This is a genomic window from Micromonospora sp. NPDC050980 (genome assembly GCF_040653835.1).
GTDB lineage: Bacteria > Actinomycetota > Actinomycetes > Mycobacteriales > Micromonosporaceae > Micromonospora.
The window spans coordinates 28522-55411 of the sequence record NZ_JBFAGS010000025.1; the positions used below are offsets into that span (position 1 = coordinate 28522).

The window sequence follows — 26890 nt, forward strand, 5'->3', positions numbered from 1 at the left end:
GTTCGAGTCCGCTGGAAATCTGGTCTTCGGGTTAAGGTGATCACCGGCCCCCGGGGACGCCCGGTGCAAGCGCAGTAACCGCGGCTGTGCCAACAGCCGAGAAGGTGACGAGAGGCGGCCTCGCGGGCGGCAACCGCATACCGGCTCTCGTCGGGCCTCAACGTGGAGCCGCGCCACAGGCGCATTCCGGCTCCGACCGACTTGCCTGAATATCTATCACGCAGACCGGGGCGTGCGCGACCCTGACCTGCTCGACATCACCGATCCACCGGCAGCCCGGTGCGCCGTACCCGCCGATCGAGGCTGCGGTCACCGGGCGGGGCGGCCCTGCGCCGGAAATCAGGGCCGCCCCTTCCACAGACGAGGAAGGGCGACTCATGACCCGAGGCACCATCCGCGGCGGCGGCACACTCCACCCGACCGTCGTACGCGACCGCCAGTTCACCGTCGTCGGCTTCGGCCGCCGGGGCCTCGACCCCGAGGAGGTACGCCGGTTCCTGTGCCGCGTCGCGCTGGAACTCGCCACGTTGCACGACGAGATGACCCGGCTGGCGGACGAGAACACCCGGATCAAGCGGGCGCTGCGCGAGTGGCAGGGCATGCACCGGCGTCAGCCATGAGCCCGGATCCCGACGCGGTGTTCGCGCCGCTGCCCCGCGCCGTGGTCGAGGGGTGCGCCGAACCCGACGACACGCCACCCCGCCACGTCGTTCACCTGCCGATCACGATCGCCGGGACGGACGAGGCGGTGCGCTTCGCGTACATTCTGGCCCGTTCACTGGCGTCGATCCCCGGGGTGGAGGTCGCCGGCGCCACCGTCTCCGCCGAGGACGCCCAGCACGTACGACGCTGGGTCTTCTGCGACCTGGTCATGCCCGATCGCCGCCGGTGCCTGCGCGCGGCCGGTCACGACGGGCGGTGCGCGCCCGGTGGGCAGTGAGTCCGCGTCTCAGCCGGTGTCGACGACGACCAGCTCGCCCACCTGCTCGCCGAGTTCCTGGCGGGCGTCGACCGGCAGGCCGGCATCGGTGACCAGCACGTCAGCCTCGCCCAGCGGGGCGATGGTGGCGATGCCGATGGTCTCCCACTTGGTGTGGTCGGCGAGCACCACCAGGCGGCGGGCCGCGCCGATCAGCCGGCGGTTCACCGCCGCCTCCAGCAGGTTCGGGGTGGTGAAGCCGGTGCGCCGGCTCATCCCGTGCACGCCGAGGAAGAGCAGGTCGACGTTGAGCACGGCGATCGCCGCCTCGGCGACCGGACCGGTCAACGCGTCCGACGGGGTGCGGATGCCGCCGGTCAGCACCACGGTCTGGTCGGGGCGGGGGTTCTGGTAGAGCGCGTCGGCGACCGGGATCGAGTTGGTGACCACGGTCAATCCGCGTACCTCGGCCAGCCGGGCGGCCAGCGCGGCGGTGGTGGTGCCGGCGGAGAGCGCCACGGCCATGCCGGGCTCGACGAGGCCGGCGGCCCGCTCGACGATGGCCTGTTTCTCGGCCCGCTGCCGCACCGACTTGGCGGCGAAGCCGGGTTCCTCGGTGGAGCCGGGACCGACCAGGGTCGCGCCGCCGTGCACCTTGTCGATCAGCCCGCGCTCGGCGAGCACCTCCAGATCCCGCCGGATGGTCATGTCCGACACGCCGAAGCGGCTCACCAGGTGGCTGACCCGGACGCCGCCGCGCTGGCGGATCAGCTCCAGGATGGCGCTCTGCCGTTGCTGGGCGAGCATGGGGACCTCCTCGGCGCGCGAGCGGCAGGGTAGCGGTTAGGTGGTCGCGGGTTCGGGCACGGCTTCCTCGCGGACCACCGCCACCTCGCCGGGCGGCACCGTCAGCTCGCCGTCGCACCGCTCGCCGGTGAGCAGTTCGGCGCCGGTGACCGGCAGGCGGGCCGATTCGTCGGTGTGGTTGACCACGAACAGCCAGCTCCGGTCCGCTGCGCGGCGGCGGACCACCTCCACGCCGGCCGGGGCGGGCGTCGCCGGGCGCACGTCGGCCTCGGCGAGCAGCCGGGCCACCAGCCGGTCGGTCGCCGCGTCGTCGAGCCGGGTGCCGACGTACCAGGCGGCGCCCGCGCCGACGGCGTGCCGGGTCAGCGCGGGCACGCCGGGCAACGGCCCGTCGGCGTACGCGGCGAGCACCTCGGCGCCCTCGGCGTGCAGCCACTCGGTCCACACGTCGGCGCGGGCGCCGTCGTCGAGGCGGACCGTCTCGCCGTCGCGCAGCGGGAAGAACTCCTCGGTTCGGACGCCGAGCAGGTCGCGGAACGCGCCGGGGTAGCCGCCGAGCCGGATGTGGTCGTGCTCGTCGACGATGCCGCTGAAGTAGGTGACGAGCGCCGTGCCGCCCGCTTCGACGAAGCGGCGCAGCGCCGCCGCGTCGGCGTCGCGGGTCAGATAGAGCGTGGGTACGCACACCAGCCGGTAGCGGGACAGGTCGGCCGACGGGTGCACCACGTCGGCGGTGACGCCGGCCCGCCACAGCGCGCCGTGCAGGGCGGTGGGCCGGTCGGGGTAGGTGACGTCGACGCTCGGGTGGGAGTCGAGTTCCGCGCCCCACCACGCCTCGTAGTCGAAGAGCACGGCGACGTCGGCGTCGACGCGGCTGCCGCGTACCTCGGCCAGCGCCCGCAGGTCGGCGCCGAGCCGGCAGACCTCCCGGAACACCTTCGTCTCCGGCCCGGCGTGCGGCACCAGCGCGGAGTGGAACTTCTCCGCGCCGGCCCGGGAGGCCCGCCACTGGAAGAAGAGCACCCCGTCGGCCCCTCGCGCCACGTGCGCGAGGCTGTTGCGGCGTAGCTGCCCGGGCGTCTTGGCGACGTTGCGGGGCTGCCAGTTGACCGCGCTGGTGGAGTGCTCCATGAGCAGCCAGGGCGCGCCGCCGGCCACGCCGCGGGTGTGGTCGGCGGCGAACGCGAGGTCGACCTCGGGGTGCGGGTGGGCGGCGTTCAGGTAGTGGTCGTTGGCGACCACGTCCACGTCGGACGACCAGGAGTGGTAGTCCAGGTGCTTGATGCCGGTGCCGATCATGAAGTTGGTGGTGACCGGCTGGGCGACGAGGCGGTTCAGCAGCTCCCGTTCGGCGCGGAGCTGGGCGCGCTGCTCGTCGGAGGAAAACCGCAGGAAGTCGAGCTGCTGGGTCGGGTTGGCGAAGGTCGGCGCGGTGCGCGGCGGGTTCACCTCGGCCCAGTCGTGGTAGCGCTGGCTCCAGAAGGCGGTGCCCCAGGCGGCGTTGAGCGCGTCCAGGTCTTGGTAGCGAGCGCGCAGCCAACGCCGGAACGCCTCGGCGCTGACGTCGCAGTAGCAGTGCACGTTGTGGCAGCCCAACTCGTTCGAGACGTGCCAGAGCACGACGGCCGGGTGCGCGGCGTACCGCTTGGCGACCGCCTCGACCAGGGCGAGCGAGCGGTCCCGGAACACCGGCGAGCTGGGGCAGTATGCCTGCCGGCCGCCGGGCCACAGCAGGGCGCCGTCGGCGCGGCGGGGCAGCGTCTCCGGGTGCCGGTGGGCCAGCCACGGCGGCGGGCTGGCGGTGGCGGTGGCCAGGTCGACGCCGATCCCGCCGGCGTGCAGCAGGTCCAGTGCCCGGTCCAGCCAGCCGAACTCGTACCGGCCGGGGGCGGGTTCCAGCAGGGCCCAGGAGAAGATGCCGACGGAGACCAGGTTGACCCCGGCGCGGCGCATCAGCTCGACGTCCTCGGCCCACACCTCTTCGGGCCACTGCTCCGGGTTGTAGTCCGCGCCGTAGAAGATTCCGTCGCCGTGCCAGTTCCGCATGAGAGCAGAGGGTGCCCCCGTCCGGCAGCCAAGTCAACACTTTCCAACATCGACAAAAATTACAACGTTTACCCGGCCTTTCCCCTGCCACACCCCCGTTATCACCGTCCTTTCACCCCCTTGACACCGCCGAACCAAGGGGTAGCTTCAACCGCCACCGGCTATTTCTGTTCGGACGTGTGGATTCTCGGTGGATCTCGTCGCACACCTCTCCACGCAGGAGGCGCAATGTCCCGTCCCCGTTCCCAGGCCGAGTACCTCGCCCGGCTCGTACCCCCGTCCGTCGCCGGGCTGAACCGGCGCTCGCTGCTCGCCGGCGCGGCCGGCGCGGGCGCGCTGCTCGGCACCGGCGCGCTCGCCGGCTGCGGCGACTCCGACTCCGACTCCGACTCCGGCGGCGACGCGAAGAGCGTCTCGCTGGGCTCGAACCAGTCGGACCCGAAGCCCAAGGACGTCGTCGCCAAGGTGATGGACGGCTTCAAGACCTCGTCCGGGGTGACCGTCGACATCAACACCGTCGACCACAACACGTTCCAGGAGAACATCAACAACTACCTTCAGGGCAAGCCGGACGACGTGTTCACCTGGTTCGCCGGCTACCGGATGCGGTTCTTCGCGGCGAAGGGCCTGGCTGGCGACCTCAGCGACGTCTGGGGCAAGCTCGACGGCTACTCCGACGCGTTCAAGAAGGCGTCCACCGGCGACGACGGCAAGCAGTACTTCGTGCCGGCGTCCTACTACCCGTGGGCGGTCTTCTACCGCAAGTCGGTCTGGCAGCAGCGCGGCTACCAGGTGCCGACCACGCTGGACCAGCTCACCACGCTCGGCGCGCAGATGAAGAAGGACGGGCTGACCCCGATCGCCTTCGCCGACAAGGACGGCTGGCCGGCGATGGGCACGTTCGACATCCTCAACCTGCGGATCAACGGCTACCAGTTCCACGTCGACCTGATGGCCGGCAAGGAGGCGTGGACCTCCGACAAGGTCAAGAAGGTCTTCGACACCTGGGCCGGCCTGCTCCCCCTGCACCAGCCGGACGCGCTGGGCCGCACCTGGCAGGAGGCCGCCCAGTCGTTGCAGCAGAAGAAGAGCGGCATGTATCTGCTCGGCCTCTTCGTCGGCCAGCAGTTCAGCGGCGCGGACCTGGAAGACCTGGACTTCTTCACGTTCCCCGAGGTCGACTCCACGATCGGGGCGAAGGCGCTGGACGCGCCGATCGACGGCTACATGATGGCCCGCAAGCCGAAGTCCAAGGACGCGGCCACCAAGCTGCTGACCTACCTGGGCTCGAAGGAGGCCGCGGACATCACGGTCAAGAACGACCCGAGCACGCTGGTCGCCAACAGCAACGCGGACACCGCCAGCTACACCGCGCTGCAGAAGAAGGCCGCCGAACTGGTCGGCTCGGCCACCGAGATCGCGCAGTTCCTCGACCGGGACACCCGGCCGGACTTCGCCTCCACCGTGATGATCCCGGCGCTCCAGCAGTTCATCAAGAACCCGAAGGACATCAGCGGGATGCTCACCAGCGTCGAGAACCAGAAGAAGTCGATCTTCACAAGCTGACGGCGGAAGGGGGAAGGACACCATGTCCGACCTGCCCCTGATCCAAGCGGATCGCGCCGTGCCGCCACCGGCCGCGACCACCACCACCGGTGGTGGCCGCGGCCGCCGGCTACGGCTCCTGTCCCGCACCGACCGCGTGGTCATCACGCTGATGGTGCTGGTGCCCCTGCTGCTCGTCCTCGCCCTGGTCTGGCTGCCGGCGGCGGCCACCGTGCTGCTCTCCGGCACGAGCTGGGACGGCATCGGCCCGATCAACGAGATCGACTGGGTCGGGCTGAAGAACTACGACGACGTGGTGAACATCTATCCGCCGTTCGTCCCCGCGGTGCAGCACAACCTGCTCTGGCTGGCCGCGCTGTTCGTGGTGGCCACCCCGTTCGGGATGTTCCTCGCCGTGCTGCTGGACAAGGAGCTGCGCGGCAGCCGGTTCTACCAGACCGCGCTCTACCTGCCGGTGGTGCTGTCGCTGGCGCTCATCGGCTTCGTCTGGCAGCTCATCTACAGCCGCGACCAGGGTCTGCTCAACGGTGTGTTCGGCGGCGACACCGACTGGTACGGCGACCCGAACGTCAACATCTGGGCGGTGCTGGTGGCCGCCGGCTGGCGGCACGTCGGCTACATCATGCTGCTCTACCTGGCCGGCCTCAAGGGCGTCGACCCGTCGCTGCGGGAGGCCGCCGCGGTGGACGGCTCGTCGGAGACCAGCACCTTCTTCCGGGTCGTCTTCCCGGTGATGCGCCCGATCAACATCATCGTGCTGGTGGTGACCGTGATCGAGTCGCTGCGCGCGTTCGACCTCGTCTGGGTCATCAACAAGGGCCGCAACGGGCTGGAGCTGATCTCCGCCCTGGTCACCCAGAACGTGGTCGGCGAGGCGAGCCGGATCGGCTTCGGCTCGGCGCTGGCGACGATCATGCTGATGGTCTCGCTGGCCTTCATCACCATCTACCTCTGGACCGTGATGCGGGAGGACAAGCGATGACCGCCGCCGTCTCCACCGGGCGCCGCCGGCCGCTGCGGCCGGCCCGGGTGGTCCTGCACCTCTTCCTGGGTACGGTCGCGGTCGGCTGGTTGTTCCCGATCCTCTGGGCGGTGCTCACGTCGTTCCGCTCCTACGAGTACACCGCCGTCAACGGCTACGTCTCGCTCGGCGGGTGGACCGTCGACAACTACGTCACCGCGTGGCAGACCGCCGAGTTCGGCAAGCACTTCCTCAACTCGGTCTACATCACCGTCCCGGCGGTGCTGCTCACGCTCTTCCTCGCCTCGTGCGTGGCGTTCGTGATCGCCCGGTTCAGCTGGAAGATCAACATCGCGCTGCTCGGCCTCTTCACCGCGGCGAACCTGCTGCCGCAGCAGTCCCTGCTGATCCCGCTGTTCCGGATGTTCACCGAGATCCCGCTGCCGGCCTGGATGAGCGACTCGGAGCTGCTCTACGACAGCTACTGGGGGCTGATCCTGGTCAACGTCGCGTTCCAGTGCGGCTTCTGCGTCTTCGTGCTGAGCAACTACATGAAGGCGCTGCCGCACGAGCTGTACGAGGCGGCGATGGTCGACGGGGCGAGCGTGTGGCGGCAGTACTGGCAGGTCACCATGCCGCTGTGCCGGCCCGCCCTGGCCGCGTTGGCCACCTTGGAGGTGACCTGGATCTACAACGAGTTCTTCTGGGCCACGGTGCTCATGCGCAGCGGCGACAAGTTCCCGGTGACCAGTTCGCTGAACAACCTGCGCGGCCAGTTCTTCACCGACAACAACCTGGTCTCGGCCGGTTCGGTGCTGGTCGCGATCCCCACCCTGGTGATCTTCTTCCTGCTTCAGAAGCAGTTCGTCCGGGGCCTGACGCTGGGCGCCTCCAAGGGCTGACGGCTGCGGGCTCGCGTCACTCTTCGTGACGAGAACGGGTGAGCATTCCACAGAATCGAGTGGTCATGACGCCTCCGGCCATCGTCCACCTGCGCCGCGCGCGGACCAGCCTGGTGCTCGACGCGCGCGGCCCGGGGCTGCCCCGGATCGTGCACTGGGGCGCCGACCTCGGACCGCTGTCCACCGAGGACCTGCCCGCACTTGTCGACGCCACGGTCCCGCCGGTGGTGCCGAGCAGCTTCGACGAGCCGACAGTGCTGTCGCTGCTGCCCGAGGCGAGCGCGGGCTGGAGCGGCCGGCCCGGGCTTGCCGGCCACCGCGCCGGCCGGGACTGGTCCACCGCCTTCCGTCTGATCGACCTCGACGTGACCGACCAGCCGCCGGCCGTCGGGCCCGGCGCCGAGCCGCAGCACGTCGCGGCCCTGACCGAGCCCCGCGAGCACGACGGACCGGCCGGACCCCGCGAGCACGACGGACCGGCCCGACCCCGCGCGCACGACGGGGCTGCGGCCCGTGAGCCGGGTCGCGTGGCCGACGGCGGGGAGTCGGTGCGCGTATCCGATGAGGAGCGGGACCACGACGGCGGCGGGGCGGCGCGGGTGACCGTGCGGGCGACGGACCCGGACGCGGGGTTGAGCCTGACCGTCGAGATCACACTGGACCCGGCCGGGCTGCTGACGCTGCGGCACCGGCTGCGCAACGACGGCGACGGCCGCTACGAGCTGCGGGAGCTGACGCCGGTGCTGCCGGTGCCGGCGGTCGCCACCGAGCTGCTCGATCTGACCGGGCGCTGGTGCCGGGAACGCGCGCCGCAGCGGCACCCGTGGCCGATGGGCGCCTGGGTGCGCGAGGGGCGGCACGGCCGCACCGGGCACGACGCCACGCTGCTGCTGGTCGCCGGCACCCCCGGCTTCGGCTTCGGGCACGGCGAGGTGTGGGCGGTGCACACCGCGTGGAGCGGCGACCACGTCACGGTCGCCGAGCGCCGCCCCACCGGGGAGGCCACGCTCGGCGGCGGGGAACTGCTCGCGCCCGGCGAGGTGGTGCTCGCCCCCGGCGAGGAGTACGCCACCCCGCTGCTGTACGCGGTCCGGTCCGCCGACGGGCTGGACGGGCTCAGCGACGTGCTGCACACCAGCCTGCGGGCCCGGCCGGAGCATCCGCGCACCCCCCGGCCGGTGACGCTGAACGTCTGGGAGGCGGTCTACTTCGACCACGACCTGGACCGGCTGCGGACGCTCGCCGACCGAGCCGCCGAGGTGGGTGTGGAACGCTTCGTGCTCGACGACGGCTGGTTCCGTGGCCGGCGGCACGACCTCGCCGGGCTCGGCGACTGGTGGGTCGACGAGCAGGTCTGGCCGGGCGGGCTGCAACCGCTGATCGACCACGTACGCGCCCACGGCATGCGGTTCGGGCTGTGGGTCGAGCCGGAGATGGTCAACCCCGACTCCGACCTGTTCCGGGCCCACCCGGACTGGGTGCTCCAGGCGCCCGGCCGCCTGCCGATTCCGTGGCGGCACCAGCAGGTGCTCGACCTGGCCCACCCGGACGCGTACGCCTACCTGCTCGGCCGGCTCGACGCGGTGCTCGGCGAGCACGACGGGATCACGTACCTGAAGTGGGACCACAACCGGGACCTCACCGAGGCCGGGCACGCCGGCCGGCCCGGGGTGCACGCCCAGACGGTGGCGGTCTACCGGCTGCTCGACGAGCTGCGCGCCCGGCACCCCGGCCTGGAGATCGAGAGCTGCTCCTCCGGCGGCGCGCGGGTCGACCTGGAGATCCTGCGCCGCACCGACCGGGTCTGGGCCAGCGACTGCAACGACGCGCTGGAACGGCTGGCCGTCCAACGCTGGACCGGGCTGCTGCTGCCACCGGAGCTGATCGGCACCCACGTCGGCCCGGACCGCTCGCACACCACGCACCGGGTGCACGACCTGGGCTTCCGGGCGGTCACCGCGCTCTTCGGCCACCACGGCATCGAGTGGGACATCAGCGCGATCGACGTGTCCGCGCGGGCCGAACTCGCCGCCTGGGTGGCGCTGCACAAGCGGCTCCGCCCGCTGCTGCACTCCGGGCGGGTGGTCCGGGTCGACCACCCGGACCCGGCCGTGCAGGCCCACGGCGTGGTCGCCCACGACCGCTCCCGGGCGGTGTACGCGGTCAGCCGGGTGGCCACCTCCGTCGCGCAGGTGCCGGGCGCGGTGCGGCTGCCGGGGCTGGACCCGGCGCGGCGCTACCGGGTGCGCCCGCCGGCCGGGGTGCCGGAGCCGGCGCTGCTGGAGCTGACCCCGCCGGCCTGGCTGGCCGCCGGCGATCAGGTGACGCTGCCCGGGTCGGTGCTCGGCACGGTAGGACTGCAACTGCCGGCCCTGCACCCGGAGCAGGCGCTGCTGCTGGAGGTCGGCGAACTTTCCTGAGAATCCTCGCCGGCCGATGTCGAGAGCCGGGGTGGCGGCTTCTACCCGAGGGTGCAAGCACCGACAATCGGTGCTCGGGCGTGAGGAGCCGATCGTGAAGTACATGCTGTTGATGCAGTTCAGCGCCGCCGGGGCCGACTTTCCGTCCATCGACACCTGGACGCCGGAGGAGTTCCGGGCGCACATCGACTTCATGGGCGAGGTCAACGCGAAGCTGATGGCCGACGGCGAGTTCGTGCAGGGCGAAGGGCTGGGCGGGCCCCAGCAGGCCCGGATCGTGCGGGCCGGCGAGAACGGTGCGCCGGTGGTCACCGAGGGGCCGTACGCGGAGACCAAGGAGTTCCTGGCCGGCTTCTGGATCGTCGACTGCGACAGCCCGCGGCGGGCGGTGGAGATCGCCGCGTCGATCTCCACCGCGCCCGGCCCAGGCGGTCGGCCGCTGAACATGCCGATCGAGGTGCACCCGGTGATGTCCGGCCCGCCGCAGGAGATGTGACCCTGGCCGACCACCCCGTCGAGGACCTGCTGCGCGAGCTGGCGCCGCGGGTCCTCGGCGTGCTCGCCCGCCGCTTCGGTGACTTCGCCACCGCTGAGGACGCGGTCCAGGAGGCGCTGCTGGCGGCGACCCGGCAGTGGCCGGTCGAGGGGCTGCCGGAGCACCCGCGCGGCTGGCTCACGCGGGTCGCGTACCGGCGGATGGTCGAGCTGGTGCGGGCCGAGGCGGCCCGGCGGGACCGGGAGGAACGCGCGGCCCGGCGCACCGGCGACGACCGGCGGACCGCGCCGGCCGCCGACGAGCCGCCGGCCGCCGACCGGGACGACGCGCTGGTGCTGCTCTTCCTCTGCTGCCACCCGACGCTGACCACGCCGTCGGCGATCGCGTTGACGCTGCGCGCGGTCGGCGGCCTGCGCACCGCCGAGATCGCCCGCGCGTTCCTGGTGCCGGAGGCCACCATGGCGCAGCGGATCAGCCGCGCCAAGCAGCGGATCAAGGACTCCGGGCTGCCGTTCCGGCTGCCCGAGCCGCCCGACCGGCAGGCCCGGCTCGCCGCCGTGCTGCACGTGCTCTATCTGATCTTCACCGAGGGGCACACCGCGAGTCTCGGCGACGACCTGCGCCGGGTCGATCTCTGCGAGGAGGCGATCCGGCTGGCCCGGGAGATGCACCGGCTGCTGCCCGACGACAGCGAGGTGGCGGGGCTGCTCGCCCTGATGCTGCTCACCGACGCCCGCGCCGCCGCCCGCACCGGCCCGTCCGGCGAGCTGATCCCGCTGGCCGAGCAGGACCGGTCCCGCTGGGACGCCGCCGCGATCGCCGAGGGCACGACGCTGGTCACCGACGCCATGCGCCGGGGACCGGTCGGGCCGTACCAGCTCCAGGCGGCGGTGGCCGCGTTGCACGACGAGGCGCCGGACGCGGCGGCCACCGACTGGCCGCAGATCCTCGCGTTGTACGGGGTGCTGGAGCGCCTCACCGGCAGCCCGGTGGTGGCGTTGAACCGGGCGGTGGCGACCGCCATGGTGCACGGCCCGGCCGCCGGGCTGGACGCGCTCGCCGGGCCGGCCGCCGACAGTCGACTGGCCGGCTCGCACCGGCTCGACGCGGCCCGCGCCCACCTGCACGAGATGGCCGGCGACCGGGACGCCGCGGTGACCCACTACCGGGCCGCCGCCGCGCGCACGACCAGCCGCCCCGAACAGGAATACCTGTTGACCCGCGCCGCCCGCCTGCGCCGGTTGCGTTGATCAAGGAGTTTGCGTCGGTATCCACCCGGTTCGCGACGCGGACTCCTTGGTCAACCAGTGCGCGAGGTGGTGTGGCGGAGGGCCAGGGCGACGGTGGCGAACAGAGCGGCGCCGCAGCCCACGCCGGAGACCAGACCGACCGCCGCCGCGTCACCGCCCAGTGCGTAGGTGAGAAAGCCGGCGAGGCCGAGCGCGGTCATCACCGCGCCGAGCCAGTGGTAGCGCGGCATCCGCCACACCGCCGCCAGGCCGAAGAAGTGCACGCCGACCACCACCGCGACCCAGGCCACCGACACGGCGGGCCGGTCGAGCACGTTGTTGATGACGGCGAGGCCGCCGAAGAGCGCTACCGCCTCCAGCGCCACCACGATCCAGTAGCGGCGGTCCATGAAGCCCGCCGCCTCCTGTCCCTGCGCGGCCGGCGGGGCCTGCCGTGCCACCCGGAACAAGCCGACCAGGAGCAGTGCGGCCACCACCAGGCCGGCCGACCGGATCACGAGCGGCCACGGCGCGGGCAGCCCGCCGCTGTTGACCATGATGAAGACGGTCCCGAACGAGAGGGCCACGAGCGAGCCGATCACCAGCCCTGACGGTCGGCCCCTGGTCCCCGGCGTGCTCATCGCGTCCCCTCCCGACGATCGCGCGCCGGCCGGTCGGCGCGACGCGCGCCAGATCGTACGGCAGCCCGACCGGCCCGCCCGCGCGGTGGCCGGGTCCGTGCGGACCCGGCCACCCGATGCGCGGTCGGTCAGCTCGCGGTGCAGGTCACCGCAGGCGTCGAGTTGGTGCCGTTCCAGCTCGCGATGAAGCCGAACGTGGTGCTGGCGCCGGCGCCGAGGCGGCCGTTGTAGTCCACGTTGCGGGCGGTGTAGGCCGAACCGCTGTTGCTGAGCGTGGCGTTCCAGGACTGGCTGACGGTCTGGCCGTTGGCGAACGTCCACTTCGCCGTCCAGCCGTTGATCGCGGCGGAACCGGCGGTCACCTTGACGTCACCCTGGAAACCGCCCTGCCACGAGTTGACGACGGTGTAGGTGGCGGTGCAGCCGCCGGCCGGCGGGGGCGGAGTGGTCGGCGGGGTGGTCGGGCTCGGGCTGGTGGTCGGGCTCGGGCTCGTCGTCGGGGTGGGGCTGGTGGTCGGGCTCGGCGAGCTGCCGGCGTAGACCGACGCCTCGCGGGAGGTCGCGGCGATGCCGTTGGCCCCGTTGAAGATGCGCTGGCCCCAACTGGTGAGCTGCGCCGGGTTGAACCCGGTGGTCATGTCGAGGTATTCGACGCCGCCGCCGTTGCCGCTCCACGACCAGCCCAGGTAGCCGATCCGGTTGGCCTGGGCGTAGGACATGATGGTGTCCTCGTCGGGGTTGCCGTCGGAGTGGTTGAAGCCGAACTCCCCGACCACGATGGGCAGCCCGGCGGTGCGGAAGCGGCCCAGGTAGTCGGTGATCTCCGCGGCGGTGTCGAAGACGCCGTACATGTGGATGGAGAAGACGGTGTTGCGCTGCGGGTCGGCGGCGAACACGGTGGGCGCGTTGTCGCGCATGGTGAACGACCAGTCCTGGCCCCAGTTCGGGGCGTCCACCATGATCGTGTGGGTGAGGCCGCCGGCCCGCAGCCGCTTGATCGCGTTCGAGGTGTCGGTGGTCCAGGCGCTGTAACCCTGGTTGCCGAACGGCTCGTTGCCGATGTTGACGATGACGTACTTCTCCTGGCCCTTGAGCACGTCGGCGATGCTCAGCCAGTAGTCGGTGGCCTTGGCGAGCGTGGTGGCGGCGCCGTCCTCGCCGTAGCCGGTGGTGTCGTGCACCTCCAGTACGCAGATGAGGCGGTTGGCCTTGCACAGCGAGATCACGTTGGCCACGTCGGCGGCGCTGTTCTTCGTCCAGCGGTCGCCGCTGGCCAGCACCACCCGTACGGTGTTGGCGCCGAGCGCCTTGATGTTGGCGAAGGAGCTGGTCTGCTGCGGATACCAGGTGTGCGCGTGGTTGACCCCGCGCATGACGAACTCGGTGCCGTTGGCGTCGTAGAGTCGACCGTTCGAGACGGAGAAGCCGGTGGCGGCCTGCGCCGGCTGCCCGAAGGCGAAGACGGCGGTGAGTGCCGTCAGCAGGGCGGCGCCTGCGACGGAGAGCATCTTCTTCATGGCTGTCCTCAGGGGAAGGTTCAACCCCGTGCCCGAGCGGGGGTGCGGTGATGGTGACGACGGTCCCGGACGCCGGCATCAGCGTAGGCCGATGAGGCGGGTAAGGCAACCGGTTAAGTCCTGCGGCGGCCCGCACGTCCCGGGCCGCCGCAGGGGCGGTCATCCCCACCACAGGATGGTGCGCCGCGCCGGTATGAACCGGTTAAGCCCGGACTGTAGGCAGGATCCGGCAGACCGTCAAGAGATCCGACCAGGGAAGCGGACACCAGGGTTGACCCGTTGCCCGCGGGGTATCCCGGGACGATCCACCCGGGAGGAGAGACGCCATGGTGAACGTCGGCTACACCCTGATGTGCGAGCAGGCCGGCCCGAAGGAACTGGTCGACCACGCCGTACGCGCCGAGGCCGCCGGCTTCGACCACCTGGTCATGTCCGACCACTACTACCCGTGGCTGGAGGCGCAGGGCCACTCCCCGTACGCCTGGTCGGTGCTCGGCGCGGTCGCCCACGCCACCAGCCGGCCCGAGCTGCTCTCGTTCGTGACCTGCCCGATCCGGCGCTACCACCCGGCGGTGGTGGCGCAGAAGGCCAGCACCATCGGGGTGCTCTCGGACGGGCGGTTCACGCTCGGCCTCGGCGCCGGAGAGAACCTGAACGAGCACGTGGTCGGCGGATGGCCGCACGTGCAGCAGCGGCACGAGATGTTCGAGGAGGCGCTGCAGATCATCCGGCCGCTGCTCAACGGCGAGACGCTCACGTTCTCCGGCAACCACTTCGACGTGCCCGACGCCTTCGTCTGGGACCGGCCGGAGCGCCCGGTGCCGATGGCGGTGGCCGCGTCCGGCCGGCAGTCGGCCACCCTCGCCGCCGAGTACGCCGACGCCATGATCGCCACCGACCCGCTGTCGCACCTGGTCGACATGTACTCCGAGGCCGGCGGCGCGGGTCGCCCCCGCTACGGTCAGGTGGCCATCTGCTACGGCCCGGACGAGGACGAGTGCCGCAAGATCGTGCACGACCAGTTCCGCTGGTTCGGGATGGGTTGGAAGGTCAACGCCGACCTGCCGAACCCGGACGCGTTCGCGGCGGCCACCCAGTTCGTCCGCGAGGAGGACGTGGCCGAGGGCATCTCCTGCGGCCCGGACACCGACCGGCACGTCGAGGCGTTCAAGAAGTTCGTCGACGCCGGCTTCACCCACGTGGCGCTGGTGCAGGTGGGCGGCGACAGCCAGCCGATGTTCCTCGACTGGGCCCAGGAGGAACTGCTGCCCCGACTGCGCGAGCTGTGACCGGGAGGGTGTCATGCGTATCGGCAACACCGAGATCCGGCCCGCCGGCGGTGGCCCCGGCTGCCTTCTGATGATCCTTTTCTCGATCGTCGCGTCGGTGGTGCTGACCGTGCTGCTCAACCTGATCCTCTAGAACGGCCCGCGCCGTCGCCGGGCGGCAACAGAATGAGGCCATGAACCTGCTGACCGTGCTGCCGCTGGCGTTCGTGATGGTCGCCGGGCCACAGCTGGTCAGCGCGATCTTCCTGGCGGCCAGCCGTGACCCGCGGCGCGGTTCGGTGCTCTATCTGGCGGGGGCCGCGCTGGGCGTGCTGGTTCCGCTGGCCGTCTGGTACGGCGTGTTCCGGGTGGTCCGGCACAGCGCCGGCAACGGGACCAGGGACAGCGGTAGCCGGCACCTGATCGACTGGATCGTGCTGGCGCTGCTGCTCGTGCTCATGGTGATCACGTTCCTCAGGCGCGGGCGGAACCAGCCGCCGGGCTGGATGCGCAGACTGCAGGACCCGAAGCCGGCGTTCGCGTTCGGGCTCGGCGTGGTGCTCTTCCTCGCCATGCCCAGCGACGAGGTCACCATGGCGTCGGTCGCCGGCAGCCTGGCCGGGCACGACCGGCCGTGGTGGCACCTGCTGCCGTTCGCGGTGCTGACCGTGCTGCTGCTGGCGCTGCCGCTGCTCGCGCTGGTGCTGCTCGGCGCACGCGCCGAACGGCTGCTGCCGAGAATCCGCGACTGGTCCAACGCGCACTCCTGGATCATCAGCGAGCTGGTCATCGCAATCTTCGTGGCGATCGTGCTCTCCGACCTCGCCTGACCTGACGGGACGCCGCTGTTTCACGGAAAGAGTGCCCATGGGCGGCTGGATGAGCGCTCTTTCCGTGAATCAGGGGTCACGGGGCGGCGGGTGTGAGGTCCAGGTCGGCCAGGAGGGGGTAGTGGTCGGAGGCGGTGTCGGTGTCGGCGTCACGGAGCACCCGGACGGCGCGGAGATGGGCGGCCAGCGCGGGGGTGGCGAGCAGGTAGTCCAGCCGCATGCCGGCGAACTCCGCGCCGCCGTGCCCGGTCGGCACCGTCAGCCCGCCACGGTCGTCGCCGCCGGCCCGCGACCAGAGGTCGACCAGACCGCCGTCGAGCAGCCGGGCCACCGCCCGGGTGTCCACGGTACGGCCGTCGCGGCGCAGGTGCCGGCGGCGGTACGCGGCGGCGAGCCCGGCCAGCCGGTCGGTGTGGTCGACGGCCGGTTCCAGGGTGTTCAGGTCCCCGGCGAGCAACGCCAGCTCTCCTCCGGCGCGCCGGACCGCCGCCGCCAGCCAGCCCGCCTCGATCCGCCGCCGCCCACCCGAGTACGGGTTCAGGTGGGTGCTGAACACGGTGAGCGGTCCCGCCGTCGTGGCGACGCGGACCCGGGCGGCGCCGTGGTGGAACGGTCGGCGCACCGGGCCGGCGCGCAGCACCCGCAGCGGCGGGCGGACCAGCACCGCGACCGGCTGGCCGAAGCAGGACCGGGCCAGGTAGGGCACCATGCCCATCCGCTCCGCCAGCCCGCCCAGCGTGCGGTCCAGCCCGCGCAGTTCCTGCAGCGCCAGCATGTCCGGGCGGTGCGCGGCGACGACCGAGGCGATCCGGTCCCGGCGGTCGTTGCCGTCGCGGTCCCGACCGCCGGTACGGATGTTCCAGGTCATCACCCGCAGCATCGCCGAGTCAGTCCGACCGGCCGGCCCTGGCCAGCTCGTCGTCCAGCTCGTCGACCTGCTCCGACTCGATCGCCGGCCGGTTGCCCTGCTCGACGTCGGCGTTCGGCCGGATCACCCACCAGAGCAGCGACAGCCAGAGCGCGCCGAGCAGGATCGCGCCCATGAAGTCGGTCGGGTGGTGCATGCCCCGGTACATCCGGGAGGTGGCCACGCCGACCGGCATGATCACCGCCATCGCCACGAACAGCCACCGCCACCACCGGTCGGTGCGCGGAAACACGATGATCGCGATGGCGACCCAGAGGCAGATGGTCGCCGCGATGTGCCCGGACGGGAAGGACGAGGTGGGCATCTGCCCGTCCAGGTTCTCCACCGGCGGGCGGGGCCGCTCCACCACCCGGGCGCTGGCCAGGAAGAGACTCAGCTCGCCGAACATGGCCAGCACCACGAACAGCACCGGCCGCCAGCGCCGCCACACGGCCAGCACGATCGGGCAGAACACCAGCGAGACGAGCAGGATGGCGTGGGTGTCGCCGAACTTGCTCCACCACCAGCTCAGGTCGGTGAGCGCGTCGGTGTGCCGGGCGGCGAACCAGCGCGGCACCTCGGTGTCGAGCGCGTCGAAGAACGTGCCCTTGGCGTGGTAGCTGACGTACATGCCGAACGCGTACAGCGCGCCGAACACGATCACCCAGCCGACCAGCAGCTCGGCCACCGACGAGCGCGGGTGCTCCAGCACCTTCTCCTCGGCCGGGGCGGGGGCGATCTCCGCGCCCGCCTCGGGCTCCAGGCCCTCGGTCAGCGGCGGGACCGGCCGGCCGCGCTCGCGCCGCCACAGCCGGAAGGCGTACGCGGTGACGCCCAGCCAGGCCGCGCCGAGCAGCCACCCACCGAGCACGTCGGAGACGAAGTGCACGCCCAGCGCGATCCGGGTCAGCCCGACCAGGAGGACCAGCACGGCGGCGATGGCGATGGCCGGCTTGCGCCAGCGGGGTGCCATCGCGGGCAGGAACACCAGCAGCAGCGCACCGTACGCGACGAACGAGCCGAGCGCGTGCCCGCTGGGGAAGCTGTTGCCGGGCGCGCTGGCGACCGGCACGTCCACCACCGGACGCAGCCGCCCCACCAGCGCCTTCAGTGACGGGTCGAGGATCAGCCCGCCGACGCCGGTGGCGATCAGGTAGACCGCCAGCCGGGACTGGCGACGGATCAGCAGGCCCACCACCGCGATGGTGATCAGCCAGATCAGCACCGGTCGGCCACCCAGGTCGGTGATCGCCTGGAGCACGGCGACCAGCGGGTGGTGCGGCGCCACGAGGTTGTTGAACCATTCGGCCGCCTCGTGGTCGGCGTGTTGCAGCGGGCTCCAGCGGAACCGGACGAGCATCAGCAGCACGCCGAACGCGACCCCCGCGCCGGCCACCGCGAGCAGCCCGACCAGGCTCCGCTCCGCGAAGTGGCCGAGCGGCCGGCGCCCGGATTCCTCCTTGACCGCGGTCACACCGCACCTCCCTTTTCTCCTGCGAGGCGCGCTGTACCCGATCGCGGTGGCTCTCACACGCCGCGTCGGCGCGGCGTCAGAGCGCGGTCATCTCGCCGGTGTCGAGCAGCTCCTCGCGCTGCGCCTCCGGCTCCCACATGTCCGGCTGGGCCGGCTCCTCCACCCCGATCCGCATCGCCTCCAGTTGGGCGGCGAAGGCCAGCCCGCCGAAGAGGGCCATCCCGGTGAGGTTGGCCCAGATCAGCAGCGCCATCATGCCGGTCAGCGCGCCGTAGGTCTGGCCGAACCCACCGCTGTACTTCACGTACGCGGCGAGCAGCAGGCTGGCCGCCCACCAGATCGCGATGGCGATGCCGGCGCCGAAGAAGAGCCAGGACAGGCCGGGCTGCCTGCGCCGGGGCGCGTGGCGGAACAGCGCCGCCACGGCGAGCACGGTCAGGCCGAGGCTCAGCGGCCAGCGGACCACGTCCCAGATGACGGTGGCGACCTCGCCCCACTCGTAGTGGGCGCGCACCGAGTCGCCGACCGCGCCGCCACCGACCAGGATCAGGAAGCCGGTCAGCGCGGGCACGCCGGCGACAAGCGCGAGAACGGCGGCGCGCACGTACTTGGCGAACGCCGGCCGGTCCCGCTCGACGCCGTAGATGCGGTTGGCGCCCCGCTCGATCTGGGCCATCGTGGTGGTCAGCGCGACCAGCCCGGTGATCAGGCCGAGCGTCAACGCCAGCTCCCCGGCGTCCTCGGTGCGCTCGGAGTCGGTCAGCAGCTCCTGCACCATGTTCTCGCTCTGGCCCGGCGTGATCGCCAGCACCGTGTCGGCGACGACCTTGCCGCCCTCGTCCGCGCCGAGGTCGGTGATCAGGCCGGTGAGCGCGATCAGGAACGGCACCACGGCCAGGCAGAGCTGCAACGCCAGGGCCCGGGAGTGACTGAAGCCGTCGCCGTAGCGGAACCGGATGAAGGCGTCCCGCAGCAGGCACCAGCCGCCGTGCCGGCGCAGGGTGCGCCAGGCGTCGTCGGCCGAGAGCTCCTCGGAGGTCATCAGCCGGGTCTCGGGGACGAGCCGGGTGCTACTCACGGCGGGCGTCCTCGACGAGGCGTTCGCCCCGCTCGGCCGCGGCCCGCGCGTCCTCGGCGAGGTCGGGGTGGTCCTCCGGCCGCGGCACGCAGAGCCAGAGCGACTCGGGCCGGATGGTGGCGGTGAGCGAGCGGCCCGGCTCGATCAGGTCGCCGTCGAGCTGGCGGGGCTGGGCCCGGTTGCTGGCGATCTCGACGGTGCGGGCCCGGAACACCTCCAACCGCGGCACGCTGCCGCGGCGGCGGACCACCGCCCAGCCCATGGCGAGCCAGTGGCCGAGCGTGCGCGGAGTCAGCACCGCCACGTCGAGCCAGCCGTCGTCGGGCTCGGCGTCGGTGAGCAGGCGCACCCCGCCCTGGAGGCGGCCGACGTTCGCCACCAGGACCGAACGGGCGCGGCGGCGCAGTGGCGGCCGGCCGTCGATGCGCACCGAGACGCGCATCGGCCGGTCCCGCAGGTGGCGGGCCGCGCCCATCAGGTAGGCGGGCCAGCCGATCCGCTTCTTGGTGGTCTCGGAGGTGGCGTCGAGCATCTGGGCGTCGAAGCCCATCCCGGCCATCACCGCGAAGCACTGGTCGTCGACCACGCCGACGTCGAGCCGGCGCATCCCGCGCTCGACGGCGACCTCCAGCCCGGCGGCGAGGTCGTTGGAGAGGCCGAGGTTGGCGGCGAGCAGGTTGCCGGTGCCCTGGGGCAGCACCGCGAGCGCCACGTCGGTGCCGGCGAGCGCGGTGACGCAGGCCATCACGGTGCCGTCGCCGCCGCAGGCGAAGACCACCTCGGCCCCGGCCTTGACCGCCTCCTCCGCCTGGCCGCGACCCGGGTCCTCGACCGTGGTCTCGTGCCAGGTCGGCGCCGGCCAGCCGGCCGCGTCGAGCGCGCCGTCCACGGTCCGCCGGAACTCGTCCAGGTCGGCCACCTTCACCGGGTTGACCACCACGGCGGAGCGCGGGGTCCGGTTCTCCGCGGTCACCGGCCGCTTGTCGTCTGCACCGTTCACGGCGTCAGTGTGCCGGACGCCGGCTGCTGCGGCGAGCCGGCGGGCGGGGTCGTTGCGTGGACCGCAAACAGGTTTGGCATCGCCGAGCGGCGTCAGGCCGCCTCGCGCAGCGCCGCCTCCACCCGCCGGCGCAGGTCGTCGAGGTCCGCGCCGGCCTCGGTCAGCACCTGCGCGCCCAGCCCGTCGCCCTCCCGGAGCAGGCCGAGCAGGATGTGTTCGGTGCCGATGTGACGGTGGCGCAGCCGCAGCGCCTCGCGCAGCGACAGCTCCAGCACCTTCCGGGCCCGGGGCGAGAACCGGCCGCCGTCGTGCCGGCGTCGCCACCACCGGCGCGGGCGGGGCGCGGCCTCGCGGAGCGCGTCGGGGCCGAAGGACTCCTCGATCCGCGCCACGATCGCGGCCAGGTCGATGCCGATCTCGCGCAGCGCGGCGGCGTCCGCCGCACCGAGCCCGTCCACGCCCTGCGCGGTGTGGCGGGCCACCGCCCGCGCGCAGGGCGTCGGCGTCGATGCCGTCGGCCGCGAGCAGCCGGACCGCCAGGTTGCCCCGGTCGGCGAGCACGCCGAGCAGCAGGTGTTCGGTGCCGACCGGACGCCGGCGGTCGGTCTGGGCCTCGACGACCGCGTGGTGCACCACGGCCCGGGCCCGGTCGGTGAATCGTTCGAACATCACGCCTCCCAGCTTTCGGGCACCGCCGGTCGCCCGGCGTGCTTCTTGTGGACCGCCTGCCGGCTGACCTCGAGTGCGTCGGCGATCTCCTGCCAGGACCAGCCCTGTCGCCGGGCGTTGTCCACCTGGACCACCTCCAGCCGTTCGAGCAGCCGGCACAGGGCGAGCACCGCGCGCAGGCCGACCTTCGGGTCGGTGCTGCCGGCCGCCGCCGCGAGTTCCGTGGCTTGACTCATGCTGTCAATGTAGGTTGACACGCGGCAATCGTCAACCCTGGTTGACAGACGACACGCGACCGCCTGCCGGCCCGCCGACCGCACCGGTGTTACGTTCCGTAGGTGTTTCGTCGCCGTCCGCTGGACCGGCCGGTCGAGGCTGCCCGCCGGGTGACCGCCGGACGGCTCACCCTGGAGGTCGCCGGCGGCAGCGTGGTCGGGCACCGCTACCCGGAGAACTACGACGTGCTGCACGTCGACGAGGAGTTGCCGCTGGCCGTGGTCTGCGATGGCATGGGCGAGGGTGAGGGCAGCCGCACTGCCGGCGCGACCGCGACGCGGACCTTCGTCGACCGGGTCCGCGCCGCCTGGCCGACCGTCGACGCCGCCGGACTGCGCGCGGCCACGACCGAGACCCAGCGACAGGTACGCCGGGCCGGCGCGACCCGGCCCGGGCTGACCGGGTGCACGCTCACCGCCCTGGTGGTCGAGCCGACCCACGGCCAGGCATGGCTGGTGCAGCTCGGCGACTCCCGGGCCTACCGGCTGCGCGACGGGCTGCTGGAGCTGGTCACGGTGGACCACACGATGGCCTGGCTGGGCCTGCTGCACGGCTGGTGGCCGGCCGGCTCGCCGGAGGCGACCCGGGCCCGCTACCAGTTGCTGCGCTACGTCGGGCACCCGGACCGGCCGGACCCGGACCTGCTCTGCCCGGCGCTGCGCCGCGGTGACACCTGGCTGCTCTGCACCGACGGGGTGAGCGACCAGGTCGGCTACCACCGGCTGCGGGACCTGCTCGCGGCCCGGCGGGACCCGGCACGCACCGTGCGGGCCCTGCTCGACGCCAGCCTCGCCGCCGGCGGCGAGGACAACGCGACAGCCGTGGTGCTGCGCGTGCACCCCACCCTGCCCGCGCCACGCTGACCGCCGCCGTCCGGGGCGTGACCGGGACCACTCGCCACACACTGACATTCTGTGCAAGAATCGTCAGCATGTCGAACGACCGGTTGGAGACGATCCTGACCGCCGCGTACGCGTGCTTCACCCGGCACGGGATGCGGCGCACCACCATGGATGACATCGCCGCCGCCGCCGGGATGTCCCGGCCCGCCGTCTACCAGTACGTCCGCAACAAGGACGACGCCTACCGGCGACTGGCCGAGCGGCTCTTCGCCGACGCGCTCGACCGGGCCCGCCGCGCGGCCACCACCGACCGTGACCTGCCCGCCCGGTTGCACGACGTGCTCGCCACCAAGCTGGAACTCACCCTCACGCTGCACCGGGACAGCCCGCACGCCACCGAGCTGCTCGACGCCAGCGGGAAACTCACCGGCGACCTCGTCGAGGCGTACACCGCCGAACTGACCGGCCTGGTGGCCGACACGCTGATGGACGCGGCCGGGCCGCGGGCCCGCGCGGTGGCCGACGTGCTCGTCGCGCTCACCCGCGGCCTGGAGGCCGACCTCACCGACCCCGACCTGCCCCGGCAGCGGCTGCGCGACGGCGTCGCGCTGCTCGTCGCCGGCCTACCCCACCAGGGAGACCACGCATGACCGCCATCCTGATCACCGGCACCTCCTCCGGCATCGGCCGGGCCACCGTCGCCCGCCTCGCCCGCCGGCCCGACCTCACCGTGTACGCGACCGCGCGCAACGTCGACGCGATCGCCGACCTGGCCGACACCGGCGCCCGGCTGCTCCCCCTCGACGTCACCGACGAGGCGTCCATGCGCGCCGCCGTGGCCACCGTGGAAGCCGCCCACGGCCAGGTCGACGTGTTGATCAACAACGCCGGCTACGGCGAGTACGGGCCGATCGAGGAGACCCCGATGCAGCGGGTGCGGGCCCAGTTCGAGACGAACGTGTTCGGGCTCGCCCGGCTCACCCAGCTCGTGCTCCCCGGCATGCGCCGCGCCGGCCGGGGCCGGATCGTCAACGTCAGCTCGATGGGCGGGCGGCTGGTCTTCCCCGGCGGCGGCTACTACCACGCCAGCAAATACGCGGTGGAGGCCGTCTCCGACGCGCTGCGCCAGGAGACCCGCCCGTTCGGCATCGACGTGGCGGTGATCGAACCGGGCCTGATCCGCACCGGGTTCGGCGCGGTGGCCGCGTCCTCGCTCGGCGCGGGCGCCGGCCCCGCCGGCCCGTACCACCGGATGGTCGCCGCGGTGGACGCGGCGATGGCGAAGTCCTACCGCAGCCGGCTGCTGGCCGCCCCGCCCGAAGCGGTGGCCCGGACCATCGAGCGGGCCGTGACGGCCCGCCGCCCGCGCACCCGCTACCTGGTCACCGCCGCCGCCTGGGCGATGGTGCACACCCGCCGGCTGTTCGGCGCCCGGGTCTTCGACGCGGTCAACCGCCTCCAGTTCCGCTGACCCGCTCCGGTCGACCGGCCGCCCGGCTAGCGTGAGGGAAAAGCGCGGGCGGGAGGTGAGCCGGCATGGCCGCACCCAGCGACGGCGCGGTGGTGGTGGGCGTCGGCCGGTCGGCGCAGGCGCTGTCGGTGGTCCACACGGCCGCCGACGAGGCCGCGGCCCACCACCGGCCGCTGCGCCTGCTGCACGCGTTCAACTGGGCCCCGACCGGCGGCCCCGCCCCGGCCGGCGGCACCCGCGTCGACGCCGAGAGCGTGCTGGAACAAGCCGGCCGGCTCGTCGCCGACGCCGCGCCCGACGTGCCGGTCAGCGGCGAGATCGTCGAAGGCTCCCCGGTCGAGGCGCTGCTGCGGGCCGCCGACACCGCGTTCCTCGTCGCGCTCGGCGACGGCGGCAGCTCCACCTGCCCGACCTGCGTACCGGCCGACGCGCCGGCCGTCGAGCTGGCCTCCCGGGCCGGTTGCCCGGTCCTGGTCGGCCGGTCCGAGCCGGCCCCGCCCGGGCCGCTGCTGGTCGGCTACGACGGCTCGCCCGGCTCGCCCGCCACGCTGGCGTACGCCTTCGACTGCGCCGAACGCCGCGGCGCCCGGCTGCTCGCCGTCCGGGTGGTCGAACCGGATCGGCGCGACGGCGACGACGGCGTGCTGGAACAGGCGGTCCACCGGCACGCCGTCCGGCATCCCCGGGTGACCGCCGACTGCCAGACGGTGTGCGGGGATCCGCGGACCGTCCTGCTCGACCGGTCCCGCTCGGCGCAACTCGCGGTGGTCGGCGCGCGCGGCGACGGGCCGGTGCGGTCCAGCCTCGGCGAGGTCAGCCAGGCCCTGCTCTACCACTCGCCGGCCCCGCTGATCGTGGTCCGGGGGCTCGACCCGGGCACCGGGGAGGGGTCATGACGCCCCCGCGACCCGGGACCTACGACCCTGACCGCCGGCACCGGCCGGAGGCGACAGTGGACGCGCCGGGGACGGCGGTTCCCTCCCCGAGTGGCAGACGACCCCGAGCCACGAGAGGCTAACGCAGCATGGACACCGCGCTGGACCTGCACAGCCCCCTGACCGACGACGAGCTGCGCCGGCTGGACGCCTACTGGCGGGCGGCGAACTACCTGACCGTCGGGCAGATCTATCTGCTCGACAACCCGCTGCTCCGCGAGCCGCTCAAGCCCGAGCACGTCAAACCGCGCCTGCTCGGGCACTGGGGCACCAGCCCCGGCCTCAACCTGCTCTACGCGCACCTCAACCGGGTCATCGTCGAGAAGGACCTGTCCGCCATCTTCGTCACCGGCCCCGGCCACGGTGGCCCCGCCCTGGTGGCCAACACCTGGCTGGAGGGCACCTACAGCGAGCTGTACCACCACATCCCGCGCGACGAGGCCGGCATGCAACGGCTGTTCCGCCAGTTCTCCTTCCCCGGCGGCATCCCGAGCCACGTGGCGCCGGAGGTGCCGGGCTCGATCCACGAGGGCGGCGAGCTGGGATACGCGCTGAGCCACGCGTACGGCGCCGCGTTCGACAACCCGGACCTGCTGGTCGCCTGCGTGATCGGCGACGGCGAGGCGGAGACCGGCCCGCTGGCCGGAAGCTGGCTGTCGAACGTCTTCCTCAACCCGGCGCGCGACGGCGCGGTGCTGCCGATCCTGCACCTCAACGGCTACAAGATCGCCAACCCGACGGTGCTGGATCGGCTCCCCGCCGACGACCTGCTCGACCTGATGCGCGGCTACGGCTACCAGCCGTACGTGGTCTCCGGCGACGACCCGGCGACCGTGCACCAGATCCTCGCCGCGACGCTCGACCGGGCGGTCGACGAGATCGCCGAGATCCAGCGCCGGGCCCGCTCCGGCGGCGACGTCGAACGCCCCCGCTGGCCGATGATCGTGCTGCGGACCCCGAAGGGCTGGACCGGGCCGGCGGACGTCGACGGCAAGCAGGTCGAGGGCACGTTCCGCGCCCACCAGGTGCCGATCGCCGAGGTACGCGACAACCCGGCGCACCTGGCCGAGTTGGAGCGCTGGCTGCGCAGCTACCGGCCGGAGGAACTGTTCGACGCCACCGGCGGCCCGGCCGCCGAACTGGCCGCCCTGCCGCCCACCGGCGACCGGCGGATGAGCGCCAACCCGGTCGCCAACGGCGGCAAGCTGCTGCGCAACCTGGAGCTGCCGGACTTCCGCGACTACGGCGTCGACGTCGACGAGCCCGGCGCCACGATCGCCGGCGCGGCCGGCACGCTCGGCCCGTGGGTCCGCGACGTGATCAGCCGCAACCCACAGACGTTCCGCCTGTTCGGCCCGGACGAGGTCGCCTCCAACCGGCTCGGCGCCGCGTTCGAGGTCACCGACCGGGCGTTCGTCGGCCGCCGGGAGCCGGGCGACGACCACCTCTCCCCCGACGGCCGGGTGATGGAGGTGCTCTCCGAGCACCTCTGCGAGGGCTGGCTGGAGGGCTACCTGCTGACCGGCCGGCACGGCATCTTCACCAGCTACGAGGCATTCATCCACATCGTCGACTCGATGGTCAACCAGCACGCCAAGTGGCTCAAGGTGACCCGGCACATCCCCTGGCGGGAGCCGATCGCGTCGCTGAACTACCTGCTCTCCAGCCACGTCTGGCGCCAGGACCACAACGGCTTCTCGCACCAGGACCCGGGCTTCATCGACCACGTGGTGAACAAGAAGGCCGAGGTGGTCCGCGTCTATCTGCCGCCGGACGCCAACACGCTGCTCTCCACCATGGACCACTGCCTGCGCAGCCGGCACTACATCAACGTGGTGGTGGCCGGCAAGCAGCCGGCGCCCAACTGGCTGACCATGGACGAGGCGGTCCAGCACTGCCGCCGCGGCCTGGGCATCTGGGAATGGGCCAGCACCGACGACGACGCGGAGCCGGACGTGGTGCTCGCCTGCGCCGGCGACGTGCCGACGCTGGAAACGCTCGCGGCGGCCGACCTGCTGCGCCAACACCTGCCGGAGCTGAAGGTGCGGGTGGTCAACGTGGTCGACCTGATGCGCCTGCAACCGCCGTCGGAGCACCCGCACGGCCTGCCGGACAACGAGTTCGACACCATCTTCACCCGCGACAAGCCGGTCCTGTTCGCCTACCACGGCTATCCGTGGCTGATCCACCGGCTCACCTACCGCCGGACCAACCACGAGAACCTGCACGTGCGCGGCTACAAGGAGGAGGGCACCACCACCACGCCGTTCGACATGGTGATGCTCAACGACCTGGACCGCTTCCACCTGGTCATCGACACCATCGACCGGGTGCCGGGGCTGCGCTCGCGCGCCGCGCACCTGCGGCAGGAGATGGTGGACACCCGGCAGGCGTGCCGCGACTACACCCGTGAGCACGGCGAGGACGACCCCCGGGTCGCCGAGTGGCGCTGGGTCCGCGGGGCCGCGCCGACGGGGAGTTCCGGTGAGCGCGAGGAGTGAGCTTGCGAGCCCCGCAGTCGCGAACGAAAGGCAGGCACGGTGAGCGCGAGGAGTGAGCTTGCGAGCCCCGCAGTCGCGAACGAAAGGCAGGCACGGTGAGCGCGAGGAGTGAGCTTGCGAGCCCCGCAGTCGCCG

At 72.6% G+C, this 26890-nt stretch carries 25 protein-coding genes and 1 pseudogene; 15 read left to right on the forward strand and 11 right to left on the reverse strand.

Going from position 1 to position 26890, the window contains the following annotated elements; genetic code table 11:
* The first annotated feature begins 377 nt into the window (after window positions 1-377).
* A complete protein-coding gene (locus tag AB0H28_RS26255; RefSeq protein WP_358045427.1) occupies window positions 378-620 on the forward strand; it encodes a DivIVA domain-containing protein in 243 nt (80 codons plus the stop codon).
* Complete coding sequence (locus AB0H28_RS26260) at window positions 617-940, forward strand: hypothetical protein (RefSeq protein ID WP_358045527.1); 324 nt, start codon at window positions 617-619, stop codon at window positions 938-940. Before AB0H28_RS26255 ends, AB0H28_RS26260 begins: the two co-directional genes overlap by 4 nt.
* A 9-nt stretch (window positions 941-949) precedes the next feature.
* Here AB0H28_RS26260 and AB0H28_RS26265 read toward each other — a convergent pair whose 3' ends face one another.
* Both AB0H28_RS26265 and AB0H28_RS26270 read right to left on the reverse strand, forming a co-directional pair.
* The gene (locus AB0H28_RS26265) at window positions 950-1726 is read right to left on the reverse strand and encodes a DeoR/GlpR family DNA-binding transcription regulator (RefSeq protein ID WP_358045430.1); all 777 of its coding nucleotides are present in this window, start codon (window positions 1724-1726) and stop codon (window positions 950-952) included.
* A gap of 36 nt (window positions 1727-1762) precedes the next feature.
* Window positions 1763-3772, reverse strand: coding sequence for a beta-galactosidase (locus AB0H28_RS26270; RefSeq protein WP_358045433.1), 2010 nt, complete (start codon window positions 3770-3772; stop codon window positions 1763-1765).
* A 228-nt stretch (window positions 3773-4000) separates the two neighbouring features.
* On the opposite strand from AB0H28_RS26270, the gene AB0H28_RS26275 reads away from it, so the two are divergent.
* The 6 genes from AB0H28_RS26275 to AB0H28_RS26300 all read left to right on the forward strand — a co-directional run bounded on the left by AB0H28_RS26275 (window position 4001) and on the right by AB0H28_RS26300 (window position 11367).
* Window positions 4001-5338 carry an ABC transporter substrate-binding protein gene (locus AB0H28_RS26275; RefSeq protein ID WP_358045436.1) on the forward strand — a complete coding sequence of 446 codons (1338 nt, stop codon included), beginning with the start codon at window positions 4001-4003 and terminating at the stop codon, window positions 5336-5338.
* A 22-nt stretch (window positions 5339-5360) separates the two neighbouring features.
* A complete protein-coding gene (locus tag AB0H28_RS26280; RefSeq protein WP_358045439.1) occupies window positions 5361-6320 on the forward strand; it encodes a sugar ABC transporter permease in 960 nt (319 codons plus the stop codon).
* Complete coding sequence (locus AB0H28_RS26285) at window positions 6317-7201, forward strand: carbohydrate ABC transporter permease (protein ID WP_358045442.1); 885 nt, start codon at window positions 6317-6319, stop codon at window positions 7199-7201. Before AB0H28_RS26280 ends, AB0H28_RS26285 begins: the two co-directional genes overlap by 4 nt.
* Window positions 7202-7266: 65 nt before the next feature.
* On the forward strand, window positions 7267-9621 hold the full coding sequence (locus AB0H28_RS26290) for an alpha-galactosidase (RefSeq protein WP_358045444.1): 2355 nt from the start codon (window positions 7267-7269) through the stop codon (window positions 9619-9621).
* A gap of 103 nt (window positions 9622-9724) precedes the next feature.
* Window positions 9725-10117 carry a YciI family protein gene (locus AB0H28_RS26295; protein WP_358045512.1) on the forward strand — a complete coding sequence of 131 codons (393 nt, stop codon included), beginning with the start codon at window positions 9725-9727 and terminating at the stop codon, window positions 10115-10117.
* Between the two features lie 2 nt (window positions 10118-10119).
* Entirely contained in the window at window positions 10120-11367 is a 1248-nt protein-coding gene (locus tag AB0H28_RS26300; protein ID WP_358045515.1) for a DUF6596 domain-containing protein, read from the forward strand.
* Between the two features lie 50 nt (window positions 11368-11417).
* On the opposite strand, the gene AB0H28_RS26305 is transcribed toward AB0H28_RS26300, so the two are convergent.
* Window positions 11418-11987 (reverse strand): hypothetical protein, encoded by a 570-nt coding sequence (locus AB0H28_RS26305; RefSeq protein ID WP_358045447.1) that lies wholly within the window; start codon window positions 11985-11987, stop codon window positions 11418-11420.
* A 128-nt stretch (window positions 11988-12115) separates the two neighbouring features.
* Window positions 12116-13504 (reverse strand): cellulase family glycosylhydrolase, encoded by a 1389-nt coding sequence (locus tag AB0H28_RS26310; RefSeq protein WP_358045450.1) that lies wholly within the window; start codon window positions 13502-13504, stop codon window positions 12116-12118.
* Between the two features lie 326 nt (window positions 13505-13830).
* Between AB0H28_RS26310 and AB0H28_RS26315 the strand changes: the two genes are divergently transcribed.
* Together AB0H28_RS26315 and AB0H28_RS26320 are read left to right on the forward strand one after the other, a co-directional pair.
* Window positions 13831-14793 (forward strand): TIGR03557 family F420-dependent LLM class oxidoreductase, encoded by a 963-nt coding sequence (locus tag AB0H28_RS26315; RefSeq protein WP_358045453.1) that lies wholly within the window; start codon window positions 13831-13833, stop codon window positions 14791-14793.
* A 173-nt stretch (window positions 14794-14966) separates the two neighbouring features.
* On the forward strand, window positions 14967-15602 hold the full coding sequence (locus AB0H28_RS26320; protein ID WP_358045456.1) for a GAP family protein: 636 nt from the start codon (window positions 14967-14969) through the stop codon (window positions 15600-15602).
* Between the two features lie 76 nt (window positions 15603-15678).
* Here AB0H28_RS26320 and AB0H28_RS26325 read toward each other — a convergent pair whose 3' ends face one another.
* The 7 genes and pseudogenes from AB0H28_RS26325 to AB0H28_RS26355 form a co-directional block, all read right to left on the reverse strand.
* On the reverse strand, window positions 15679-16482 hold the full coding sequence (locus AB0H28_RS26325) for an endonuclease/exonuclease/phosphatase family protein (RefSeq protein WP_358045459.1): 804 nt from the start codon (window positions 16480-16482) through the stop codon (window positions 15679-15681).
* Between the two features lie 7 nt (window positions 16483-16489).
* A complete protein-coding gene (locus AB0H28_RS26330; protein WP_358045462.1) occupies window positions 16490-17983 on the reverse strand; it encodes a phosphatase PAP2 family protein in 1494 nt (497 codons plus the stop codon).
* Window positions 17984-18059: 76 nt separating this feature from the next.
* Window positions 18060-19061, reverse strand: a complete 1002-nt coding sequence (locus AB0H28_RS26335; protein WP_358045465.1) for a YihY/virulence factor BrkB family protein — start codon at window positions 19059-19061, stop codon at window positions 18060-18062.
* Window positions 19054-20061, reverse strand: coding sequence for a diacylglycerol kinase family protein (locus AB0H28_RS26340; protein ID WP_358045518.1), 1008 nt, complete (start codon window positions 20059-20061; stop codon window positions 19054-19056). The genes AB0H28_RS26335 and AB0H28_RS26340 overlap by 8 nt, the downstream gene beginning before the upstream one ends.
* Before the next feature lie 92 nt (window positions 20062-20153).
* Window positions 20154-20543, reverse strand: coding sequence for a Clp protease N-terminal domain-containing protein (locus tag AB0H28_RS26345; RefSeq protein WP_358045521.1), 390 nt, complete (start codon window positions 20541-20543; stop codon window positions 20154-20156).
* Between the two features lie 52 nt (window positions 20544-20595).
* Window positions 20596-20730: pseudogene (locus AB0H28_RS26350) on the reverse strand (Clp protease); the annotation flags it as partial.
* Window positions 20730-20966: an HTH domain-containing protein gene (locus AB0H28_RS26355; RefSeq protein WP_358045468.1), complete on the reverse strand. Its 237-nt coding sequence runs from the start codon at window positions 20964-20966 to the stop codon at window positions 20730-20732. The gene AB0H28_RS26355 and the pseudogene AB0H28_RS26350, both read right to left, overlap by 1 nt.
* Before the next feature lie 102 nt (window positions 20967-21068).
* Here AB0H28_RS26355 and AB0H28_RS26360 point away from each other — a divergent pair, with 102 nt between their 5' ends.
* From AB0H28_RS26360 to AB0H28_RS26380, 5 genes are all read left to right on the forward strand, one after another.
* On the forward strand, window positions 21069-21869 hold the full coding sequence (locus AB0H28_RS26360) for a PP2C family serine/threonine-protein phosphatase (RefSeq protein WP_358045471.1): 801 nt from the start codon (window positions 21069-21071) through the stop codon (window positions 21867-21869).
* Window positions 21870-21937: 68 nt separating this feature from the next.
* Entirely contained in the window at window positions 21938-22498 is a 561-nt protein-coding gene (locus AB0H28_RS26365) for a helix-turn-helix domain-containing protein (RefSeq protein ID WP_358045474.1), read from the forward strand.
* A complete protein-coding gene (locus AB0H28_RS26370) occupies window positions 22495-23319 on the forward strand; it encodes an oxidoreductase (RefSeq protein WP_358045477.1) in 825 nt (274 codons plus the stop codon). The genes AB0H28_RS26365 and AB0H28_RS26370 overlap by 4 nt, the downstream gene beginning before the upstream one ends.
* A 65-nt stretch (window positions 23320-23384) precedes the next feature.
* Window positions 23385-24215 carry a universal stress protein gene (locus AB0H28_RS26375; protein ID WP_358045480.1) on the forward strand — a complete coding sequence of 277 codons (831 nt, stop codon included), beginning with the start codon at window positions 23385-23387 and terminating at the stop codon, window positions 24213-24215.
* A 128-nt stretch (window positions 24216-24343) separates the two neighbouring features.
* Complete coding sequence (locus tag AB0H28_RS26380) at window positions 24344-26755, forward strand: phosphoketolase family protein (protein ID WP_358045483.1); 2412 nt, start codon at window positions 24344-24346, stop codon at window positions 26753-26755.
* Window positions 26756-26890: the final 135 nt, after the last annotated feature.

What these genes read in the sequence shown, in the direction of transcription:
- AB0H28_RS26295 (WP_358045512.1), top strand. Translation starts at nt 9,725, where the DNA reads ATGCTGTTGATGCAGTTCAGCGCCGCCGGGGCCGACTTTCCGTCCATC.
- AB0H28_RS26370 (WP_358045477.1), top strand. Translation starts at nt 22,495, where the DNA reads ATGACCGCCATCCTGATCACCGGCACCTCCTCCGGCATCGGCCGGGCC.
- AB0H28_RS26260 (WP_358045527.1), top strand. Translation starts at nt 617, where the DNA reads ATGAGCCCGGATCCCGACGCGGTGTTCGCGCCGCTGCCCCGCGCCGTG.
- AB0H28_RS26365 (WP_358045474.1), top strand. Translation starts at nt 21,938, where the DNA reads ATGTCGAACGACCGGTTGGAGACGATCCTGACCGCCGCGTACGCGTGC.
- AB0H28_RS26310 (WP_358045450.1), bottom strand. Translation starts at nt 13,504, where the DNA reads ATGAAGAAGATGCTCTCCGTCGCAGGCGCCGCCCTGCTGACGGCACTC.
- AB0H28_RS26315 (WP_358045453.1), top strand. Translation starts at nt 13,831, where the DNA reads ATGGTGAACGTCGGCTACACCCTGATGTGCGAGCAGGCCGGCCCGAAG.
- AB0H28_RS26375 (WP_358045480.1), top strand. Translation starts at nt 23,385, where the DNA reads ATGGCCGCACCCAGCGACGGCGCGGTGGTGGTGGGCGTCGGCCGGTCG.
- AB0H28_RS26275 (WP_358045436.1), top strand. Translation starts at nt 4,001, where the DNA reads ATGTCCCGTCCCCGTTCCCAGGCCGAGTACCTCGCCCGGCTCGTACCC.
- AB0H28_RS26285 (WP_358045442.1), top strand. Translation starts at nt 6,317, where the DNA reads ATGACCGCCGCCGTCTCCACCGGGCGCCGCCGGCCGCTGCGGCCGGCC.
- AB0H28_RS26305 (WP_358045447.1), bottom strand. Translation starts at nt 11,987, where the DNA reads ATGAGCACGCCGGGGACCAGGGGCCGACCGTCAGGGCTGGTGATCGGC.
- AB0H28_RS26270 (WP_358045433.1), bottom strand. Translation starts at nt 3,772, where the DNA reads ATGCGGAACTGGCACGGCGACGGAATCTTCTACGGCGCGGACTACAAC.
- AB0H28_RS26255 (WP_358045427.1), top strand. Translation starts at nt 378, where the DNA reads ATGACCCGAGGCACCATCCGCGGCGGCGGCACACTCCACCCGACCGTC.
- AB0H28_RS26290 (WP_358045444.1), top strand. Translation starts at nt 7,267, where the DNA reads ATGACGCCTCCGGCCATCGTCCACCTGCGCCGCGCGCGGACCAGCCTG.
- AB0H28_RS26380 (WP_358045483.1), top strand. Translation starts at nt 24,344, where the DNA reads ATGGACACCGCGCTGGACCTGCACAGCCCCCTGACCGACGACGAGCTG.
- AB0H28_RS26355 (WP_358045468.1), bottom strand. Translation starts at nt 20,966, where the DNA reads ATGAGTCAAGCCACGGAACTCGCGGCGGCGGCCGGCAGCACCGACCCG.
- AB0H28_RS26325 (WP_358045459.1), bottom strand. Translation starts at nt 16,482, where the DNA reads ATGCTGCGGGTGATGACCTGGAACATCCGTACCGGCGGTCGGGACCGC.
- AB0H28_RS26320 (WP_358045456.1), top strand. Translation starts at nt 14,967, where the DNA reads ATGAACCTGCTGACCGTGCTGCCGCTGGCGTTCGTGATGGTCGCCGGG.
- AB0H28_RS26265 (WP_358045430.1), bottom strand. Translation starts at nt 1,726, where the DNA reads ATGCTCGCCCAGCAACGGCAGAGCGCCATCCTGGAGCTGATCCGCCAG.
- AB0H28_RS26280 (WP_358045439.1), top strand. Translation starts at nt 5,361, where the DNA reads ATGTCCGACCTGCCCCTGATCCAAGCGGATCGCGCCGTGCCGCCACCG.